The organism is Citrobacter koseri ATCC BAA-895 (assembly GCF_000018045.1).
Lineage (GTDB): Bacteria > Pseudomonadota > Gammaproteobacteria > Enterobacterales > Enterobacteriaceae > Citrobacter_B > Citrobacter_B koseri.
The window spans coordinates 857,746-878,873 of the sequence record NC_009792.1 but is presented as its reverse complement, the minus strand read 5'-3'; the positions used below and the strand labels follow the sequence as shown (position 1 = coordinate 878,873).

At 49.9% G+C, this 21,128-nt stretch carries 17 protein-coding genes; 11 read left to right on the top strand and 6 right to left on the bottom strand.

Features of this window, described 5'->3' with window-relative positions; genetic code table 11:
- The first annotated feature begins 8 nt into the window (after positions 1-8).
- The 11 genes from CKO_RS23500 to mobC all read left to right on the top strand — a co-directional run bounded on the left by CKO_RS23500 (position 9) and on the right by mobC (position 8,730).
- Positions 9-146, top strand: a complete 138-nt coding sequence (locus CKO_RS23500) for a hypothetical protein (protein ID WP_000825479.1) — start codon at positions 9-11, stop codon at positions 144-146.
- Positions 139-822, top strand: a complete 684-nt coding sequence (locus CKO_RS03870; protein ID WP_000003229.1) for a VirB8 family type IV secretion system protein — start codon at positions 139-141, stop codon at positions 820-822. The genes CKO_RS23500 and CKO_RS03870 overlap by 8 nt, the downstream gene beginning before the upstream one ends.
- Entirely contained in the window at positions 819-1,727 is a 909-nt protein-coding gene (gene virB9, locus CKO_RS03865) for a P-type conjugative transfer protein VirB9 (RefSeq protein WP_000976328.1), read from the top strand. The genes CKO_RS03870 and virB9 overlap by 4 nt, the downstream gene beginning before the upstream one ends.
- 43 nt (positions 1,728-1,770) lie before the next feature.
- Entirely contained in the window at positions 1,771-3,015 is a 1,245-nt protein-coding gene (gene virB10, locus CKO_RS03860; protein WP_012131839.1) for a VirB10/TraB/TrbI family type IV secretion system protein, read from the top strand.
- A gap of 11 nt (positions 3,016-3,026) precedes the next feature.
- Positions 3,027-3,347: a hypothetical protein gene (locus tag CKO_RS03855; protein WP_004175313.1), complete on the top strand. Its 321-nt coding sequence runs from the start codon at positions 3,027-3,029 to the stop codon at positions 3,345-3,347.
- A complete protein-coding gene (gene virB11, locus CKO_RS03850; RefSeq protein WP_004175311.1) occupies positions 3,337-4,362 on the top strand; it encodes a P-type DNA transfer ATPase VirB11 in 1,026 nt (341 codons plus the stop codon). Before CKO_RS03855 ends, virB11 begins: the two co-directional genes overlap by 11 nt.
- Complete coding sequence (locus CKO_RS22190) at positions 4,359-4,757, top strand: cag pathogenicity island Cag12 family protein (RefSeq protein WP_012131837.1); 399 nt, start codon at positions 4,359-4,361, stop codon at positions 4,755-4,757. The genes virB11 and CKO_RS22190 overlap by 4 nt, the downstream gene beginning before the upstream one ends.
- Positions 4,758-4,783: 26 nt before the next feature.
- Positions 4,784-5,092: a TrbM/KikA/MpfK family conjugal transfer protein gene (locus CKO_RS22185; RefSeq protein WP_080516669.1), complete on the top strand. Its 309-nt coding sequence runs from the start codon at positions 4,784-4,786 to the stop codon at positions 5,090-5,092.
- 42 nt (positions 5,093-5,134) lie between these two features.
- On the top strand, positions 5,135-5,440 hold the full coding sequence (locus CKO_RS03845; RefSeq protein WP_012131835.1) for a hypothetical protein: 306 nt from the start codon (positions 5,135-5,137) through the stop codon (positions 5,438-5,440).
- A 777-nt stretch (positions 5,441-6,217) separates the two neighbouring features.
- A complete protein-coding gene (locus tag CKO_RS03840) occupies positions 6,218-7,957 on the top strand; it encodes a type IV secretory system conjugative DNA transfer family protein (RefSeq protein WP_004175309.1) in 1,740 nt (579 codons plus the stop codon).
- An 8-nt stretch (positions 7,958-7,965) separates the two neighbouring features.
- Positions 7,966-8,730 (top strand): MobC family replication-relaxation protein, encoded by a 765-nt coding sequence (gene mobC, locus CKO_RS03835; protein ID WP_004175307.1) that lies wholly within the window; start codon positions 7,966-7,968, stop codon positions 8,728-8,730.
- A gap of 1,269 nt (positions 8,731-9,999) precedes the next feature.
- On the opposite strand, the gene clbS is transcribed toward mobC, so the two are convergent.
- The 6 genes from clbS to clbM are packed head-to-tail and all read right to left on the bottom strand — an operon-like array spanning position 10,000 to position 21,082.
- Entirely contained in the window at positions 10,000-10,512 is a 513-nt protein-coding gene (gene clbS, locus CKO_RS03830) for a colibactin self-protection protein ClbS (protein WP_004175305.1), read from the bottom strand.
- Positions 10,513-10,546: 34 nt separating this feature from the next.
- Complete coding sequence (gene clbQ, locus CKO_RS03825; protein ID WP_000065646.1) at positions 10,547-11,269, bottom strand: colibactin biosynthesis thioesterase ClbQ; 723 nt, start codon at positions 11,267-11,269, stop codon at positions 10,547-10,549.
- Positions 11,262-12,776: a precolibactin peptidase ClbP gene (gene clbP, locus CKO_RS03820; protein ID WP_002430641.1), complete on the bottom strand. Its 1,515-nt coding sequence runs from the start codon at positions 12,774-12,776 to the stop codon at positions 11,262-11,264. The genes clbQ and clbP overlap by 8 nt, the downstream gene beginning before the upstream one ends.
- A 12-nt stretch (positions 12,777-12,788) precedes the next feature.
- Positions 12,789-15,248, bottom strand: coding sequence for a colibactin polyketide synthase ClbO (clbO, locus tag CKO_RS03815; RefSeq protein WP_001029878.1), 2,460 nt, complete (start codon positions 15,246-15,248; stop codon positions 12,789-12,791).
- Between the two features lie 30 nt (positions 15,249-15,278).
- Positions 15,279-19,646, bottom strand: coding sequence for a colibactin non-ribosomal peptide synthetase ClbN (gene clbN, locus CKO_RS03810; protein ID WP_001327259.1), 4,368 nt, complete (start codon positions 19,644-19,646; stop codon positions 15,279-15,281).
- Positions 19,643-21,082, bottom strand: a complete 1,440-nt coding sequence (clbM, locus tag CKO_RS03805; protein WP_000217768.1) for a precolibactin export MATE transporter ClbM — start codon at positions 21,080-21,082, stop codon at positions 19,643-19,645. Before clbM ends, clbN begins: the two co-directional genes overlap by 4 nt.
- Positions 21,083-21,128 lie beyond the last annotated feature (46 nt).

Genomic DNA, 21,128 nt, shown 5'->3' with positions numbered 1-21,128 from the left:
AATCATTGATGAAACGCTTGATTGCGCTGGCTTTGCTGTGCGCGCTTTCTGGCTGCGCCCAGAACACGCCTCCCTCTGCCTTTAGCGGTAAGGGAGAACCCGTAAACACCCCTCAAATTATGGCGGAGTTAAACAGTCATGAGTGAACAGAAATTAATAGCTGAATCCCGCACTTTTGAGCAGCAAATGATTGAGCGGGATAAACGCGCCACAAAAGCCGGTTTTGTTGTTGGCGGTATGGGTCTGCTGATTGCGGTACTGGCGCTCGTCGCCGTGGTCGTGATGTTGCCGCTGAAACAGACGGACGTTGAGCTGTATACCTTGGATAACCACACAGGACGGGTGGAACACGTTACCCGGACATCGAAAACCAGCCTGACCGCAACAGAAGCCTATCAAAAGGCGATGGCCGCAAACTACGTCAAAGTGCGTGAGCGGTATGTCTATCCCTCTTTGCAGGACGACTACGAGACGGTACAAGTCTACAACGCTCCCCAGGTAAACGATGACTATCTGGCGCTTTACGCCGGAAAAAACGCCCCAGACAAGGTTTATAAGAACGGGGCGCACACCGTGAAAGTGGAGATCTTGTCCAACCAGATCACCGATGCGACAGCCCCTGATAGGGTCGCCACCATCCGCTACAAGAAGATTATCCGCCGTCTGGCTGATAACAGCACCCGCAACGAATATTGGGATGCCCGGTTCACGTTCCATTCTAACCCTGACAAGGAAATGAGCGATGCGGAACGCGAGATCAACTACTTCGGCTTTACCGTCACCAGTTGGCAGACCGACCGCGAAATCCGGGGAGGTGAATGATGAAAAAGTTAACGTTTACCGCACTGGCACTGATGATGTGCGGCGCGGCATGGGCTGCGGCCATACCGCAGGCAAGCCGCTATGACTCCCGCGTGCAGCAGGTTATCTATAACCCGCAGAACGTCACTGTCGTTAACACCAAACCCGGCTTTATGACAACGCTAGTCTTTGATAACGATGAGGCGGTCATAAGCGCCAAACCTGGCTTTGATGAGGCGTGGGAAGCCACGCCGGATGCAAACCGGGTCAACGTTCGCCCGGTCGCGCTCACGCAGGGAGCGCCCGGAGAAGATGGCAACACAACGCAGGTCGTGATCCCCCCGAACAGCCGGGACTGGCATACCAATATGCTGGTTGTCACCAGTAAGCGCCTGTACAACGTCGAGCTGAACGTCATCGATGATAAATCGGCACAACAACCCGCTTTCCAGGTGAGCTATCGCTATCCGGGCGAAGAACGGGACAAAGCGAGCCGGGAGGCGACGGCCAGACAGCGCGAGTGGGAGCAGAAACAGCAACAGGCCAGCGTCCAGAAAGCGCTGAACTCGGCGCAGACGCCCCGCAACTGGAGTTACACCAAATATCCGGGCAAAGGCAGTTTCAACATTGTTCCCGATTTTGCTTACGACGATGGCCGCTTTACGTTCGTGGGCTTCTCCCCGTCTAAGTCCATTCCTTCCGTCACCAAAGAGCTGAACGGCAAAGAGCATGTGGTTAACAGCAGTATCCAGAAGAAAGGCGATTTCACCGTACTGGTGATTCAGGAGGTGACGCCACGCCTAGTACTGCGTTCCGGTAATGCCGTTGTGGGTCTGGAAAATAGCGGATTTGGCAAGGTACACGCCGCCGATGGTTCCACCGTATCCCGGCAGGTGGAAAGAGTGGAAAAACCGGAATCCAATTAACCTATAAAAATATTTTTATATTTTTATAAAAGGAAACGTGCATATGAACGACGAAAACAAAATGCCTGTGCCGGATGAAGCGCAGGCATTCCCGGCACACGCTGAGGATGATATTGCCACGCTTGAGCGGGAAGCCCGCGCTAAAAGGGAGGCCGAGCTTCTCAATGCGCAGGACGACGAAGAGAAAGACCCGGTACAACCCGCCGTTAACAAGCTGAAAAAGCGCAAACGGGGCAAAGCAACCGCCTTTCTTGCCATTGTCGCGGTCACGCTTATCTTCCTGGCATGGGGTGGTAACTGGGTTTATCGCAATATCCTGTGGCAGCCTACGGAAGAAAAGAAACAGGACACAGCCCCGCAGACGAACAAAACCGATTACCGGCAGCGTAACGATCTCGGTATGTCCACCGATACAGCCGAAGAAGAGCCAGAGCAACAGGATAACGGCCAGAGCAGCACGGGGGGAACAGGGCAGGTGGCTCCGGCCGCCCCGCCAGAACTCAACAAAGCCAGCTTCCTTATTCGCCGTGATGGTTCGGCCACCACACAGAACCCGGTAAAAACCCGGCAGCAGGAAATGACGCTGACATCGGCAACGACCACCGGACAACAGGACAGCAGCGCGGCCACAAATACCGCCGCACCGCCGCCGGGACAAAGCCCCGCACCAGTGCGCCGCATACCCTATAACCCTGACCTGTACATCCCGGAAAATACCTCGATCCCCTGCTCACTGGATCGCCGCTTTGTATCTGACCGGGCGGGGAAACTTCGCTGCACGGTCACTACTGACATCTGGAGCGCCAGCGGCAACACGAAGCTGATAGAGAAAGGCACCACGGCATCATTACTTTACCGCGCCATAGCGGAAGAAGGTATGAAGCACGGGCAAGGGCGGGCATTCATCATTGCGACGAAGCTACGCACCCGCCAGCCGCCTTATCTCGATATCCCGTTGGTTGATACCAGCGCGGCTGGCGATCTGGGCGAGGCTGGCGTTGATGGCTGGATTGATTCGCACTTCTGGGAACGGTTCGGCGGCGCGTTAATGGTCGGCATGATCCCCGATATTGGCGCATGGGCATCCAACAGTGCGGGTAAAAAAGACCGCAATACGGACTATACGGAAAACAGCCGCCAGGCTATGGCAGATATGGCGCGTACCACGCTGGAGAACAGCATCAATATTCCCCCAACGCTCTATAAGAATCAGGGCGAGATCATCAACCTGATCACAGGCGAGGATATTGATTTTTCAAACATTTACACACTGAAAATCAAACAATAAAGGAATACGTTATGACGAGAGCAAACAAGAAACGCATAGCCATTCTGGTTATGTACATTGCACGTATTGTCGGCCAGAGCCTGCGTGATGCACCACTTGCATTACTTATCGCGGGTTTTCTTTTTCTGCTGTTTGCACCGCCCTCGGCGTGGATGGCCATCAATCAAATCTGGTATCACCTGCGCCCTTTAACTGACCGTGAAGCGATCATGTTAGGAAAAAGTGTGTCTGGCTTACTCCAGCTTGCCTGGCTGGTAGCAGTCAGTTCTCTCTTCATTCTTTCTGTTGATGAAGTCTTTTCCCGGATGAAAGAGGTAAAAGATGACCGCTAAAAATATCTCCCTCGACCGCTATAAACAGCGTTTCTTTGGCGACTTTCTGGAGCTTCCCGGCCTGACGGAAATCGCCGTCAACCGTCCAGGTGAGCTGTATACCAAAATCAACGGCATGTGGGAACAGCATGCCGTTCCTTTGAGCTATGAGGATTGCTACAACTTTGCCCGGTGCCTGGCAAAGCACCACGGCGACAATATCGAAGATATTAAGCCGGGACTGTCAGCCACGCTGGAATCTGGCGAACGGTGCCAGGTTATTGTTCCTCCGGCCTGTGAGCGCGATACGGTGTCTGTCACCATCCGTAAGCCCTCGAAGATACAAATCCCGCACCAGGGATATATCGATGCGGGATTTTATAACCGGGTAACAAACGACGAGAAGACGGAGACACACGACGAAGAATTAATTGCATTGTACAACGCCAGAAATATTCCTCTGTTTATGGAGAAATGCGTGGAGTATGGAAAAACATTAGCCGTCGCAGGTGAAACTGGTTCAGGGAAAACAACATTCATGAAAATGTTGATACAGTATATCCCTGTCCATTTACGCATAACGACGATAGAAGACAATCCGGAGATAATATTTTTTAAACACAGGAACTACGTTCACCTGTTTTATCCTTCTGAGTCATCCGATGAAAAAGGGTCTGTCGTTACTCCGGCGAGCCTTTTACGCTGGAATTACCGCATGAACCCTGACCGCATTCTGTTGACAGAAGTTCGCGGCGCGGAAGCCTGGGATTTTCTCAAAATTACAGGTTCCGGCCATGAAGGAAGCATGACCTCCATTCATGCCGGGTCAGCAAAAGAAGCAATAGATGGATTTATTACCCGTTGCTACGAGAACCCACAGTGCGCCCAGCTCCCCTATACATTTATGTTGCGTAAGGTTCTGGACAGTCTGGACGTGATAGTGAGCATTGATTTGGACGGAGATGTCCGCCGTATGAATGACATTTATTTCCGCCCGGCCCATCGCAATCAATATTTTGAGGAGATGAAAGCATGACAAATAAAATGACAGTCATCATCCTGGCGGCAATAATTACCGGATGTTCATCGCCGCCGCCTCCCGTTCCTGTAGCGTGGGATAAAGCCGCTGAGCCATTAAACACCCGTTTACCGCAATGGCGTGACAATAACGTTACAGTCCCGTCCCCGACAGTTAACGGTAAATGGACATTATCAGTCAGCACACATAGTTTCCACGACACAACATGGACGCCAGCAGTATTTTACGCTGCCGCCCACTCAACACGAATTGTCGTCTCTGCACAATCCGGTACTGATTTCTTTAATGCCAGAAACTGGCTTCGCCAGAATGGCGCAAAAGGCGTCATTGAATACCAGCCTGTTTTTAATTGCCTGACGTGCAGGGAAACCACCATTTATTTCTCTCGCTAATCTGTTTAAAACACAATCTGATAAGGATTTACCATGAAAAAACCGTTATCGCGGTGGCCGCACTATGTCTGGCAGCAGGAACCCCAGTTTATTCCTTTGCCGCTGACCCGTGCGAAGTTGTTCTTTGTATGTACGGAAAAGCTACGGGTAATAGTGGCGGGCGTGAATGCCGTTCTGCAGAAAAGGCTTTTTTTAAAATAGTCAAAAAGAATAAACATGGTTTCTTACCCAACCATACTTTGAAGGCGAGAAAAGCGTTCCTTGGTGAATGTCCCGACGCAGATCCGGAGGCCGTAAATAAAATACTGTCCAGGTACGGTAAGGTCAGAGGATAGTAATAATCCGTATAACATCCTGTTTACTGTAAAAGGTGCGACATGCCAAAAGAAGACTTATTCATCCGAAATATATACTCCCGCAATCAGGACAGAATATCGGTAGCCCTGGTATATGACACGTTATCAAAAGAAGCCCACAGAGGTTGCGGGCTGTATTACGAAATATACGCAAGCAGATTAATCGGCCTTTTGCGCGCTCATCTTTCAGAACTTAATGAAGCTGACGCAAACAAATTAATGAGGTATGCAGAAAGTAAAGGCACAAAAATTGATGATACAACCTGGAGTGAGGTGCTGGAAGCGGAAATGGAATGCAGAGCTGAAATATACCGCGAACAGATGTAATCACACAGAACAAAAAATGTATTGTACAACACACAGGCTAACAGGCGACGGGGTTTTAAGGCTTCATTATTTTTGGCTTCAATTTCGAAGAAATTGTTAAGACGAAAAATAATGAAGTGGAACGTGGACAGAAAATTCAATTTCGGAGAAATTGCTAATTTTCAGGCTCCACGTCCACCCGCGAACATTCGCCCCAGCGAATTGAAGCGGGCCGGGGGGAGCCGCAAAAATTTTGCCGCCCCAGCGAGCAAAAAGGCACGCCCACGTGCCGGTTTTTGTGGGGGGCTTGCCCCGCACACCGTCGCAGCCAGGCTATATTTCCCGCCCCAGCGGGGAATATGCCGATTAGGCGCGACCAACCCCTTTAAAGCAGCGTTCCCATTTTTTCGAGCTTGCGAAGAAAAAATAGGCTAAACGCGCGTCTTAAAGGGGTTGGTCGCGCGTAGCGCGCGACGGTGTGCCGCCTTTGACCCTGGGGGTTTTGGTCCGGCGTCCAGCCGGGACATTACCCCCATGTGCCATGCAGTGAGGGCGTCCAGCCCGAACGTAATGACACACGCCGTTGCCCGTTATTCGGGCGTTTCAGAGGACAGACGACCACTGGTCGGCTGTTTTCTGAAAGCAGGGATAACGGGCTTGATCGCCACTGGCGATCACTGTCTTTTTCTGTTTTATGGAGTCATTTGATGGAGTCATCGCATGGAGTCAAGCTGCGACTCCATGCGATGACTCCATGACTTGACCCCATCACTACGATTTTTAATGGAGTTAGCAAATATGGGATCACATCTTATGCAAAGGCTGAATGCTTTTGCTGACGCCTTTTCCTTTTTCCTGTTATGGCTGCAAAACAGCCCTGTCATATTATCCCTGTTCGCAGGTCTTACATTACCGTTTATAGTCAACCTTCCCCGAGAGGAAAGAAAGAACGCTCCGTTCTGGTTAAAATCGGTGGCGTGTGTGTCTATTTTCTTTTTTATATTCGGTACCATATCACCGCTAACTATTCAGGGGCTGAGCTACTTTTTTAAATTACTCGACAACAACATACTGTTCAGAATTCCACTATGGATCATGACAGTCACATTTACGACAGCAGGATTATTCTTTCATATTGCAGCCCGACGACTTCTGGCGGGAGAAATTGACAACCTGAAACATCGAATGATTAAGAAAACCAAGCTGGAGAGAAATACCAGAACGGATGTACGTAAAGTAAAAGAGCTGTTGCCCGAGAGCATAGAATACAACCCACTCGATTACATTGATTTAAAGAAAGGTGCTTTCATTGGCTTAAACAAAAATGACCAGCCGCAATACATAACCATAAAAGAATTCAAGACCCAACACGCAGCAATTATCGGCACAACTGGTTCAGGGAAAAGTGTCACTGCAGCCATTCTACTTTATCAGGCAATTCTTGCAGGCGAGGCTGTTTTTGTAGAAGATCCAAAAGATGATGAATGGGCACCACATGTACTCAGGGAAGCATGTAAAAAAGCGGGCAAGAAATTTACACTTATAAATTTGAACAAGCCAAATTTTCAGCTTGATTTACTGGCTGATATCTCTCATGAACAACTGGAGGAACTATTTAACGCTGGCTTTAGTCTGGCTAAAAAAGGGGAAGCTTCAGATTTTTATCGAATCTCTGACCGCCGCGCAGCCAGAAATACATCAGCAATTTATGAAAAAGGAATGACACTTTATGATTTATTTAACACTGATTTTGTTCAGTCATTACGTCAAGCTGCTCCCGCATTTTTTGGTGAGCTGGAAGAAGTTGCTTTAGTTAACTCAATTAATGCCACAAATGGATTTTCATTAAAGGAGGTTTTTGATGAAGGTGGTTGTTGCTACATTATTGGTTCAACACGAAATCAAAAAATAATATCCGCACAAAGGATGATTCTGACCCGCCTGATACAAATAGCAGAGACCAGGGACAGAATAAACAGCACCCCGCGTACTGTTGCTATTTTTCTCGACGAATTGAAATATCATCTATCCCGCCCCGCCCTTGAGGGGCTTGGAACGGCACGAGATAAAGGCGTGCATATATTCATGGCTTTTCAGGCGATAGACGATCTGCGTGACTGTCCGTCTGATTTAAATGGTGATGCAGTTATTGGAGCCATCATTGAAAACGCCAAATTCAAATTGATTTATAAAATTCAAAATCCAGAAACAGCAGAATGGGCGGCAAAAATGACAGGTTCAATCCTGGTCGATGATGAAATGAGGAAAGTAAGGACTGATTTATCATTAACGGAAAAAATGGATACAGACCGTATGATAAGACAGGCAGAAAGTTACTACGTTGACAGTAATATGTTTTTAAATCTCCCTGAAAAGGTCGGCTTTGTATTTACAACAAAAGAACTGGCGAAGGCAACAAAGATGTCCCCTATTCTGGTTAAAAAGAAACATATTGAATTGCTGTCATTTGAAAATCCTCAATCTGAACAACCACAAACCGAAATCAATGAACAAAATAAGCCATCTATTAATTTGTAAGGATTGATATGCTTATACATAACGTATCAGAGAGAAAAAAAGCCTCTGCTGACAAAATGCTCTCCCTTCTAAATTTTCTGAAAGAAGAAACTTATTCTGATTTTAACACACTAAGACGTGTTCTCGGCTTTAGCAAAAATTCTCACAGCCCATTATATAAGGTACTAAATAGAGCAATTAAAGCTGGCTTCATCATCAAACACGAAATGCCTGGGGTAAAACAAAAAATAACGATTTGGGGGATAACTATGCAGGGGTTAGCAATGGTGGTCATGCCTGACGATGCTGTTTTCCCTGGATACTTTGAACCCGGCAAACTCAAATACTGGACTCTGGAACATCGTCTACTAAATCAGAGGGTCAGAATTGCACTGGAAGAGAAAGGCGGGCAAGGCTGGCTTAATGGTGATCGGGGGGAGTTTATGGCGCGTTATCCTGGTGTTCGCCATCGCCCTGACGGGATTATCACGTTAGATAGCGGCGCAATCGTCGCCGTCGAAACGGAGCGCTCAATGAAAACCCGCGCACGCTATATCAACATCATTAACAGTCATCTGGCGGCCAGCGATGCCGGACACTGGCACTACGCGATGTATGTCATGCCGGATGACAAAACCAAAACATCGTTAATCCGGCTGTTTGACTCCATCAAAACGGTAATGAGGAACAACGTTCCGGTGCCGTTCGACACGAGGAACCGCGAAATGTTTCTTTTCCGCACCATTGATGAACTGGAGCAAGCAACCGCCAGCGGTCGAAGCAAAACCTGTTAAAGTTGGCTGTCCAGAAACTGACGGAGACCATAGCCAACTAAACAGATCTTTATTACCGTAAGTTAGGAACATTATGATTAGCGGCTAAATATCAACGCAGAACAAGTTGTAGAATCTGGATGTAGTCGTCATCTGATCTCCCCCCCGCTGCACTCAGGAGTGGCATTTGCGACAACAAGTGAGTCTTAGACCGACATAAACTGAATGAAAATTCAGTAAAATGATGACCTCCAGTAATACAATGATGATAATGCGATTATATAAAGGTCAAACCATATGGTTGTTAGCGGATTTCAACAACGGTGCTGTACTCGCTGAGCGGCACATGAAGTTTGAATAATGTGGAAACAACAAATGGCTACATTAAGTCATTGGACATATACAGAGATGGTTGGCAAATCGAGTACACGATATGTTGCCTGAAAAGTCGACCGAACAGAACTATAAATATCAAGTCGGCATAACACATCTAAATTTCATAAGGGAAGATGTGCCACCGGGGACGTTTTTTTCACCACGGGGACTTCGGGTATAACGATGCAATCCGAAGAAAGAAATCCAATGTTGGCGATATTCATCATCGCTTTATTCGTCCACTCATGCGAATGGCAATAAAGCGACTCACCAAAACAGTTTCTTTAGCTTCCCTCTACCAAAATTCCCTATGATCGCATGTTAGAACTCTGCGTGCTGAACTTCGGGCCATATGGACGGTATCATTCATGCACTTGCTCCTTTGAAATTGCTGGATATCATTCGTCTTTATCTGCACCGGCCGGCACAAATAGCTGTAGGGGAACCCGGCGCAGGCAAAAAGAGCGACTTTAACGCGTTTTGCAGGACTCCCCGTTGCCTTGCAGGGAGACACTGTATCATCAAACACCATCTTAATCCCAGCACATTACCCTCCATCCTGGCTCGTACCAAATCAGAGGAAAGGCCTCGCGGCAATAGATTTTCCCAGCGAAGCTCGGAGTGAAATACAGTGCAGCAATATCCGACATCAGAATTTGATCCTCCTGCGTCAGGATACGAAAAATCATCCCGATTTGAGCACCCTTGTCGAAAAAAAATCACCTTATTATGAAGATTGGTTCTTAATACACATGCGTTCGCATGTGCTTATGTTAAGTAGACTTATTGTCTTACACATTTTATCCGTATCATTAACCAGAATATGTTCCGGAGCAGCGGGTGATAGTGCCGCCAGTCCACACTCATCGCTGCCCGGAAAAATCATCAGTGGGGAGGCAAACGGTAAGCACCCCGCTATTCTGCAAGACATTTCTGCAGTTTATTTAACCTCCCCGAAGCATTTTTATAAGGCGAGGCGGTATTAAATTGAATCATACGACCTCGGGTCCATTTATTATACCAAGGTTTACCGTAAAGCTCGTCGTTACTGAATCGTTCAATCAAAGCCACGAGTTGCTGCTTATTTTCCTTTAACCGTGCCAATAAAACTTCGTACTCTGTAATATCCTCATAGTCACGGTAGAATTTCTGTGCTAAACGCCCCAATTCATTCCATTTAAATCCTTCCTCAGGAAAAATAATAGTTTTTCCTTTTGCCTCTTGGTCATGCCAGTGTAACACCAGCTCTCCCCAGCCAATCAGATAGGAAACCAGATTCGCTACGCTAATCGTAGTCCCCTTCGCGTGCCCTTCCAATAGAGGTTCAAAGGCGAGTTGGGGCGTAATAGATTCTAGCTTCTTATTTAATAAAGAAAAATTACTATTAATAGCTCTAATTAACTCTTCTTTTGATGATGGAACAGCCATATCTATTGCTCCTTGTATAGTTACACAACTATTTCTACCCTACTATTTCGAGTGATTCAATCGTCTGGTTCACATAACCTACCACCTGTTCAAAATGCTTATCGACAAAAAAATGATCGGCAGCAGGAAATATAATAGTCCGCGTCTTTCGTGTGGTGAATTTTTCCCATGCAAGTAATTCATCCTGCATTACCAGATTGTCAGCATCGCCATGAAATAGCACGATCGGACAGGTTAATGTGCGCGCCTTGGCCTGAAATACATACTGCTCATAGAGCCGATAATCGTTTTTAATGATGGGGGTGAAAATTGTCATTAACTCTTTATTACGAAAGACATCAACCGGAGTTCCGCCCAGCTTGACGATCTCTTCCATAAACGCCTGATCGGGCAAGGTATGCAGTATTACTTCATGAGAGGCCCGATCGGGTGGGCGACAGCCGGAAAAAAACAGCGCGCATGGCATGTCATGTCCATGATCGAGAATATAATGCACCAGTTCGAAGGCCATGATCCCTCCGAGACTATGCCCAAAAATGGCGTAGTCTCCACCTGTGTAGTGTTTCACAAATTGTTGATAAAGGTCAGCGACGGCATCCACCATCGTAAGACACAGCGGCTGGCGTATTCTAGTTCCCCTCCCCGCAGGTTCTAAAGGCCGCAAAGTAATATTGTCCGACAGCACGCTACGCCATTTATAATACATGGCGGCAGAACCACCTGAATATGGCAAACAATACAAACTGATATTACTCATCGTCCCACTCCTTGTTGTGTAATAGAATTCGTTTAATTTGATGATTTAATGTCAGAACGAAAGCTAACAGGATAATTCCGAACGGTATCGCCAACACGCTCGATGGACCCCATACCAAGATAAAACGCCAGTCAAGTCCTGGAGATAGTATACCCGGTGCGACATAGAGCATGGCGGCCACGAGCCCAGGAACCGCCAAGGCGATGATATAGTCACGTACGCGTAAACGTAACCTCTGCTGTTTTCCAGGGCCATGCGCCGTTGCGCGATAAACACGGAAAGCACCGCGCACTACAACCACCGCCCCCCAAAAACACAGCAACAACGTGAGGTAGACGAAAAGGGTATCGGTGGCTGTAATTGCATCACCAGCGCCGTCAGCATATTTGCCAATGCGCAGATAATTATCGATATCCGCGCAAAGCTGTAGTATCAGATTCGAATTCATATTTGCCAGCGCAACAATGCCAATCTGCTGATCCGGTCGCAACGCAATGCAAGAAGAAAAGTTTGGATTCTGCCCACCGTGACTGATGTAAGGGCCTTGATTCTGGTCGATAAACCAACCGCTGGCATAGAGGATACGATTGTCTGCGGCAAGCGGAACATCACTATTACCACGCCAACTGTTACTCATCGCCTCACGCAGCGTTGCCGGCAAAGCCTTTCTGTGCAACCAGGCGTCTATCCATATTTCCATATCAGGCAGAGTGCTATGGATATAGGCGGCAGGAACATGGTTCCGGGCCAGAGGCGCATGAAACAGAACGGGTTTGCCGAATCCCAGTTTATAGCCGCTTGCCTTGTTGACAATAATCTCATCCCCCTTAACTGCCACAGTCGCCGACATGCCCAGCGGCTGCGTGAGTCGTTCCGCAATGACCTCTGTAAAGGTTTTTCCCGTCACATTTTCAATCACCGCGCCCAACACATCATAATTGGCGGAGGCATAGCTAAACTTCGCACCCGGCGCAAACAGCAGATTCTCGTTGCGCAGTTGCTGTGCCACAGCGCTCCCAGGCATAGGGTTTTCCAGCCGAGCCAGTGTTGAAAAAGGCAATCCTGATGTATGATAAAGGAAATCAGCCACGGTCAGGGAAGCAGGTTTTCCCTGATAATTCAAGCGCATTTCCGGCAGATAGGTAATGATATCATCCCCTTGCCGGAGTCTGCCTTCCTGAATCAGTATTTGCACCACAAGTCCGGTAAACGCCTTACTCATCGATCCCAGCTCGTAAACTGTGTCCAGAGTATTCGCTTTCTGACTAGCCACATCGGCAACACCGTAGACAAATCGCTGACGTACCCCCTTAATGGTCACACTTACGGAAAGGGCTGGGACCTTGGCCTCCTGCATCCGTTGGTGAATTAATGTCGACAGGCGCTCATCTTGCGCCCCGATAGGCTCATGTTCTTGCGCCAAAGCGCACATAGCGGAAATAAAGAGCAGCATACAGCACAGGAGATGATATAATGTTTTAATGCTAACGTGTTCCATTATTGTCATCCTGTGAACACCTCATAAAATACCATCAACACATTCGGAGATAAATTCACTGTGCTCACGGATAGCGGGTCTGGCATAAATATCGGCGGCAGTCAGTCCGATTTTATAAATGTGGTTACAGCTGTCGACGAAAGAGATAACGTGCATCGAGGTCGCTCCGTATTCGAAAATAACCGCGTGTTCGTCATAATGATCGATGCATAACAATGAACGCCAGGTTTTCTCCACAAAGTCGCTGACCGACAAATAACTCACTGGTAACATAGCGTTCTCTCTCGCATCACTGGACTGAATTTCATACCGGACGCGATCAAACGAATAACCGGGTAAGCCTATAGTCTGCACGGCTGGCATTTCCGGTAAACAAATAGTCACTCCTCGTTGCCAAAGAGTGCCCAACAGCGGCAGGATGTCCTCAGGCGTATCCGTATTCAGCATGGGGGAAAATACTGTTTGCCCAACCCACTGCGCATGCTGGTGATACAATATGGAAAACGTCCCCGCGCGACCGATTTCCAGCATCAGCGTTCCCTCCGTCACCGCCAGATTAGCCAATATTTCGCTCAGTTCACTGTTGCCGGCCAGCGTCTGCTCCGGTGTCGTTTCAGCCACAATCACCTGCTGAACAGCGTTTTCCAGTGAGATGATGCGCGCAACATACTGCGCTGCTGCAGCCCCCGTCAGGTAACCGATGTGCTGCACAGGCGAGATACTTTGTTCGATCAGCCATTCACTAAGACTCACCTGCTGGATAAACTGACGCAATGCTGGCGTCCAATCGGCTGGTTCGCAGATTTGTGCAACATCCTGAGACAGGCGCTGGTGCCGCTGGCGCAAGTTAGGTTGACAAGCCAGCAAATGCGTCAGGGCACTCTCCAGCTTATCGTCCCGGTCCGGATATAGGAACACCAAGGTAGTTTCCATATTGATAGGGGTAAAAGACATGTCAGCATCCCGCAGTTTCGCCAAACTTGCACGCAACGCTACCACACTGTCTGCCGCCAGCGCACAGCGATACGGGAAATGTGCCCGGCGTTGCGCGAGAGTATAGGCGATACGATCTTTATCTGCTTCCGCATAGGTCGCCAGAGCGTGATAATGAGCATCCAACTGTTGTCTAAGGGCTAATGGCGTTTTGGCGCTGAAGAAAAACAGGCGGCGCTCATTTTCTTGCACCGCTTGCGCAGGCGTCTCGCACCAGTTTTGCAGAACCAAATGAGCATTGGTCCCTCCCAGCCCAAACGAACTAACGGTGGCATGGATCCTTTTCGTTTGTGGGACAGAAGTCACTACATCACTGAGATAAAATGGCGAGGCTGGCTGCAACAGTTTTTTATGTTTATTTACTAGGTTGATCTGCGGGGGAACTAAACCAGTATATAGCGTCAGTGCGGTTTTCATTAAGCTGACGATACCGGAAGCGACTCCCAGGTGACCCAAGTTGGCTTTTACCGCACCCAATTGAATGCTGTGCGGCGCACATGCCGGTGCGAAAACCCGGTGCAGAGCTTCAAGCTCAATCTCATCACCCAACGGGGTACCGGTACCGTGCGTTTCGATCAGTGCGATATCAGTCGGTACGACTTCTGCGGCGGCAAGCGCCGTATTGATCGCTTCTACCTGTCCTTCTACGCTGGGGGCGACAAACCCCAGCCGACGCCCGCCGTCGTTATTTACCGCACCTCCTTTAATCACCGCATACACTCTGTCTTGGTCGCGTAGTGCATCCTCAAGACGTTTTAGCACCACAACTCCCGCACCGCTGCTGTATACCGTGCCGGTCGCCTCAGCGCTAAACGGGGCGCAGTGTCCGTCTTGCGATACCAGCTTATCACCTTGCGGACTGTAGCCGTGCGCCTGTAAAAAACCCAAGGTGACCCCACCTGCCAACGCAACATCGGCTTGAAAAGTCAATAACCCCTCGCATGCTAAATATGCTGCCACCAACGAACTGGAACAGGCGGTCTGTACACTCACAGCGGGTCCGGTAAACCCCAACTTGTAGGCAACCTGAGCACACAAGTAATCCTTTTCGTTACCAATCTGCGCCTGAAGATAATGGTGATCGCCGCTCATCTTCAGGTATGGATAGACGCGATCGATAAAATAGTTATTGGCGTAGGTCGCCCCATAGACGCCGACTCGCTTAAGTTGCGTGGGAATATAGCCCGCATGCTCAAGAGCGTTGTAGCAGCATTCAAGAAATATTCGTTGTTGCGGATCCATCAACAGGGCTTCGCCAGGCGGAATATTGAAAAATGCAGCATCGAAGTCATAGGGAGCGGTGATTATATTGCGCAGCCTAATCCAAGGGTTCCCATTATCGTCTTCTGTGCATGTCGGTTGAGTGAACTCCTCACCCGCCAGCAACTTATCCCACCACTCGGGCACCGATTCCGCACCGGAAAAACGCCCGCTCATGCCAATAATGGCAATATCCAGTGAGCCACAGGTAAAATCATCCTTTGCCATTGTTGTATTCCTTAAGGGTTGGCATCGTGTTTATAGTGTCCACAAAGTCGGCGCGCCCGTCAGCGTGGCGCTGTGTTGGCACAGCCAGGCATCCAGATCAGTGAGGCTGTTCTTGTAGCGCGCCAGCAGGAGTTGCACATCATTCAGCGCAATGCGCGTGGGATCGAAACGGCAGTGGAAGGAGAGACCATCAGCTGCCGAGCGCGCAATATTAAACTCCAGCACGCAGCCGAGCGCGTTTTCAGGCGCGGTATAGATATCACTATTAAAGTGATCAATATGAAAATAGCGGAGTGAAGGTTGCGCCTGCACACCGATGTAATTCATTCGGATCCCTTGCGCAAGAGAGTCTTCCGGTGCATGCCGCATTTGCAGCAGACCGTAATCTCCCCCACCATGCGTGCGTTTTGCCAAATCGGAAGCGATCGCAGATAACAGTGTCGCCATATCGCCATGCAGAGGGATCGCCCAAGGATAAAATAGAGTAAACCACCCGACCGTATCCGCAACGTCAGGCTCATCGGGCCAGCAGCCGCGTCCCATGCCTTCCATCTCGATGCGACACCAAGGCTCTTCGCTGTAGTAACGCAGCACCAGCGCCAATGCCGTTAGCACATAGGTTTCGGCGCTGTACGCGGTATTACCACTGGATTCAAACAACCTCCTGACGCAAGGATGGCGAAAGTCTTCACGCCAAGCGCGCGTACGAGGTAATGAGTCATCTGGCAATGACACGGGTGGGAAATGCAGCGGTAGCGTTTGACATACTGTGCGCCAGCTTTCGTGTGTGGCGGAATCTACCGTTTTGCTCGCCAGATAGTCATTCCAGCGATGCAGTCCGCTGTTGCTGGTGCCATTGACAGTGCTGACGGCGTCCAGCGTGCTGAGGATTAAATACCAAGAGTGCATATCGACGCACAAGTGATGGGCACAGAGTACCAGCGTGCTAGACGCAGGCTGCGGGGCGTGTAACAGAGCTGCCGTAAAGACTCGACCATTTGTCACGTCAAGCATGCTATTGCACTGAGCGATCACCTCTGCCAACGTCCACTGCGCCGTCGAATATTCCGTGAGCACCTCGTTGGGATAACACACATTAGGGTCGCATACTAGCAACCGCCCCTCAGCGTCCAGCGCACTGTGCAAAGCTGGCTGCTGCTGGATTAATGTATGCAGCCTGTTGTGTAACTGCTCGAGCGGGCAGCCCGGCAACACTTTCAGCACAATGACATGGTTATAAACATTGGGCACTGGCAACGCCAACTGCGTAAACCAACGCAATGCGGGTAGATCGATACGGGTGTTATGAGCATACTGCGCGAGCTGTGACACCGTTGTATGACTAGCGAGAAACTCACAGATGGCGTTCACTGTTCCACACTCCATCACCTGCACCGCTGACATCGTCCAGCCGTGGTGCCTGAGCTGCGCTGCAATCTGGATACTCTTGATGGAGTCCAACCCCAAGACATAAAGATTTTCGTTATCATCAAACTCAGTTTGCTCCAGCGCCCCTTCCACACATACCCGAACTGAATGCCTTATCGCCGCATCTCCCAGCCGCTCGCTACCCGATGCAGGCGCGGTGTTTCGGACCGTTGCGACCATCTGACGCACGTCCACCTTGCCATTGTGCGACAGCGGCAGTTGGGCGATAGCACAGCACTGCTTGGGTTGCATGTAGGTGGGTAATTGCTGACGCAGATGTTGCATTACGGTAGCTACATCAACAGATGACGGTGTCACGCAGGCTAGCAACCCGCTGTGCTGCCCCTGCACATCATCAATCACCGCCACCGCCGCACTTTCTACCTGAGGTGCGCTCAACAACGCTTGTTCGATTTCGCACAGCTCAATACGATAGCCATTAATTTTGACCTGATCGTCTTTACGTCCCTGATAAACCAGCGTATTAGGAGCGATGGCGTAGCCAATATCACCGCTGCGATAGCCAATCATCACCCCATTGGTATCTTTAAGGTAGGCGGCGGCCGTTTGTTGCGGCGCATCGATATAGCCCTGCGTCACTGACGCGCCATAAATCACCAATTCACCAGTTTCGCCTTCCGGTACCGGACAGCCCCAAGGGGAGCAAATTGCTACCTGGCAACCGTCGATCGCCATACCGATGGGCAATGAAGGCAGCGTTTCTTGCCCGGTGTAGCGATAGATCATGCAACCAACGGTGGCCTCTGTCGGCCCATATTCGTTATAGATCACGGCCTGAGGAAAGAGAGCAGCCGCCTTACGCGCCAGATCCCGCTTGAAATCCTCCCCGCCAACCACCAAGGTACGAATCTGCTCACTGCTTATGCCAGCCGCACACAACAACCGCAGGTGTGCAGGCGTCAGTTTGATCACTGTGTTGGGCTGATCAACCACGGCCATGCGCAGCAATGTTTCGCTCTCGGCGTGCCGACAAACGCTGATGCTAGCGCCCACACATAAGGGGGCGAACAGCGTAGTGATGGTCAAATCGAAGGACAGCGAAGAGTAGAGCGCAGCCCGGTCCTGCGCTGTAAAGTAACGTTCGGCGGCGAAATGGAGATAGTTAGCCAGATTGCCATGAGAGACTTGCACGCCCTTAGGCTCGCCGGTCGATCCGGAGGTAAACAGCACATATGCCAGATCCTGCGGTTCAATAGCTGGCCAAGGTTCTCTAGCAAGCGCCGAAGTGGCTAAGGCCTGGAGCAAGCTGGACGCGGGAAACGCCAGCGCCTGCGTCAATTCATGCATCGCCGGATCGTAAAGGATATGCGCTACCTGCGCTTTACGACACATGGCGTAAAGGCGGGTCGTTGGCAACGCGGGATTTAGCGGCAGAAATGCCGCGCCGCAGCGCAAAATACCATAAATAACCATCACCGTTTGAGCGCTATGCTCAGCGATAATCCCAACCACTTGACCGCGTCCGATCCCCTGTTGGCGCAGATAACGCGCAACCCGCTCAACAGCGTCATCCAACTGCCGATAAGTCAAAGACTGTTCATTATCAATTAGTGCTGTGCGATCACCATGCTCCACAACTTGCGCTGCAAATCGGGAAGTAAATGAGGGTTTGAGTGAGCCACATGCCAATGCGACGTGCGGCGCAGGATAGACTTCGAGATCGCCTAGACGAGCGTCAGGTTGCCGATCCAATGCAGTGACTAAATCCAACAGCCCATTTTTCATCGCTGTCAGTTGGTGCGGAGTGAAAGCGCTACGCAGCGCCTCCAGACTCAACCTAAGGCTTTCTTTATGATTATTAACAGTTTGCAAAACAATCTGTAGCTTATAGGACTGCTCGCCGCTGTAGTAACTCTCCACGCGTTGCGCGGCACCTGCAATGTGGCGTTCATAGGTAAAGTTATAATAATTAACGCAATAATCGAACGCCCGCAACTTCCCTCCCCCCTGTTCCGCCAAATCCTGGTTGAATAAGGTAATGGGATATTTGCTGTGTTTAAAACCGCGTTTCAGTTCGCGCTGGAAAAAGGCCACCCGTTCACAGAATCGTTCCGTGCGCACCAGTCGATAGGCCAGCGGCAATTGATTAGTAAACATGCCAAAGCAACGCCGCGCCTCGCGAGTATGCCGATTGGCTAACGGCACGCCTATTACGCCTTTTTCCTCCCCCCATACTCTGGCGCGATAGAGAGCGAAGAGTGCAATAAACAGCGTATTAAGCGTACAGCCATAACGATTACACAACCTGTAGAGACGGTTAATCATGGCTGGCTCAAGCCAAGTGGAACAACTGATGCCCTCAGTAGTAACGATGGGGGAACTGTCTGGAAAGCAGTCGCGGTATTCGTCGATATAGTCACGCCACCAGCCACGATCAACGGCAAAGCGCGTTGACGCCTGATAAGATTGCTGCTGCGCCAGAAATGCGCTATAGGCTGGTGACGCATCATCTGGTACGTCCTGCTGTTCGTATGCTCGCTTGACATGGTTTGACAACAACGCCATTGACCAACCATCAGCAATGCCGTGATGGGCTTTAAATAAATAACCGCTGTATTGTTCACCGCACGTAAAGGTGACAAACTCGAACAAATCGTGCGCCAGCAGGGTAAAGGGCTGCCGGAACCACTCATCAACAAATGTTTCGATCGCCGCTGGGCGTAGGTTCTCCTTGTCATAATCTGGGGAAAAAGTCAAATGGCGGATATCGCGCCAGTGATAAGGCTGCACTTGGCTGACCACTTCACTCTCCTCTCCCATCACAAACCACATACGCAACGCATCAAATTGCCGAATGGCGGACTGGATGGCCGCGTGTAGTCGGGGCAGATCGACAATTCCCTCAATGGTGACCACACCACCAATGATGTTTACGGCACTGTAAGGATACAGTTGATCAATGATGTGGCACTGTTCCTGTGGCCACGACAACGGATTGCCCGACATCATGGTGCCACCTCCATATCCAAGTGTTGGGAGCGCACCGCCTCCTGATTCCATCGCAGCAGACGAGGTGAAAGACGCAGCAGACGCCACGCCAACAACGCAGCCACAAAAGTGCCGCTCATCGCCCCAAAATAGACGCCGGTAATACGCATCTCTAACACAATCGCCAGCAGGTATACGACAGGGACAGATATAAACACGTGACGCATCAGCGTCAACAACACCGAATACCAAGGCTTACCAATGGCCTGATAATATTCACTTGCTAACAGGCTGATAGCGACAAAGGGTAGTGCCAGTGCCATGATACGGGTTTGCAGTACCGCATAGTCACTCACGGCAACAACACGAGTAAACAGGGGATACATCCAGGGTGCCAGTACAATATGCATAACGGCTAACACCAGCACAATAGAGAAGGCCAGCGCGACGGCGGCCCAATAGGCATTCAGCGTGCGGGTGACATTTCCGTGTCCCCAGTTTTGCCCCACCACAGTCAGCAACGCGGTCGCGATAGCCAGCATCGGCGTGATGATGAAATAGTCGATGCGACCAGTGAGCGTAAACGCTGCCATCGCGTTTACGTCCAGCCTGACGATAAAAAAATTATAAATCACTATGCCGACCGCAATGATCAGTTGCATCAGCATCTGCGCCATGCCGACGGAGAGAAACTCTCGGTAGATTTTCCAGGAGAATGGGCGTAACGCGATGCGTATACTCAACCCGATATGTAATCCCATCAATGTGTAGATGAAATAGGCGACCATACTCAGTTGCGCCAGAAACGACGCCAATGCCACCCCTTTCACACCAAAATCGAATACAAAGATCATGATTGGATCGAGCATAATATTTACCAACGCCCCCAACAATGAGGCCTTCATGATGACCATGATCTTACCCGCGCCTTGAAACAGCCCCATCATGACGCCAATCAACATGATGCTGAACACGGTCAGCAGCGAATAATAATAGAACTCCGTTGCGTAGCCGATGATGCTCTTCGTGGCCCCCAGTGAGCGCAATAGCGGCTGGGCATAAACATAGCCAAGTACGGTGATCACGATCGCAAAGAATAGCGCGATGATGATACCGACCGACAAAATCCGCTGTGCACGATCCAACCGCTGCATGCCGATGGCGCGGGACAGCAAAGATCCCATACCGATTTGAATGCCGTTGGCGATGGCAAATAACCCCATTCCAACGGGGAAAACCAGCCCCACACCGGCAATGATGCCGCTGTTGGTGACATCAATGTGGCTCAGCCAAAAAATATCGGCGATGGCATAGGTCACCTGCGTTAACATACCGACAAACATCGGCAACGCCATGCGCAGGAGTAATTTATACAGCGAGCCGTCAAACATACCCGCCACCGTGAACAGCTCATCGTTCGGCGTGCCGTTGTCTGGCTCAAGCTTATTCACCGTCATACCTGCTCCTTATTCATTAAATGCGCCGCACCTTTATTGGCGCTGT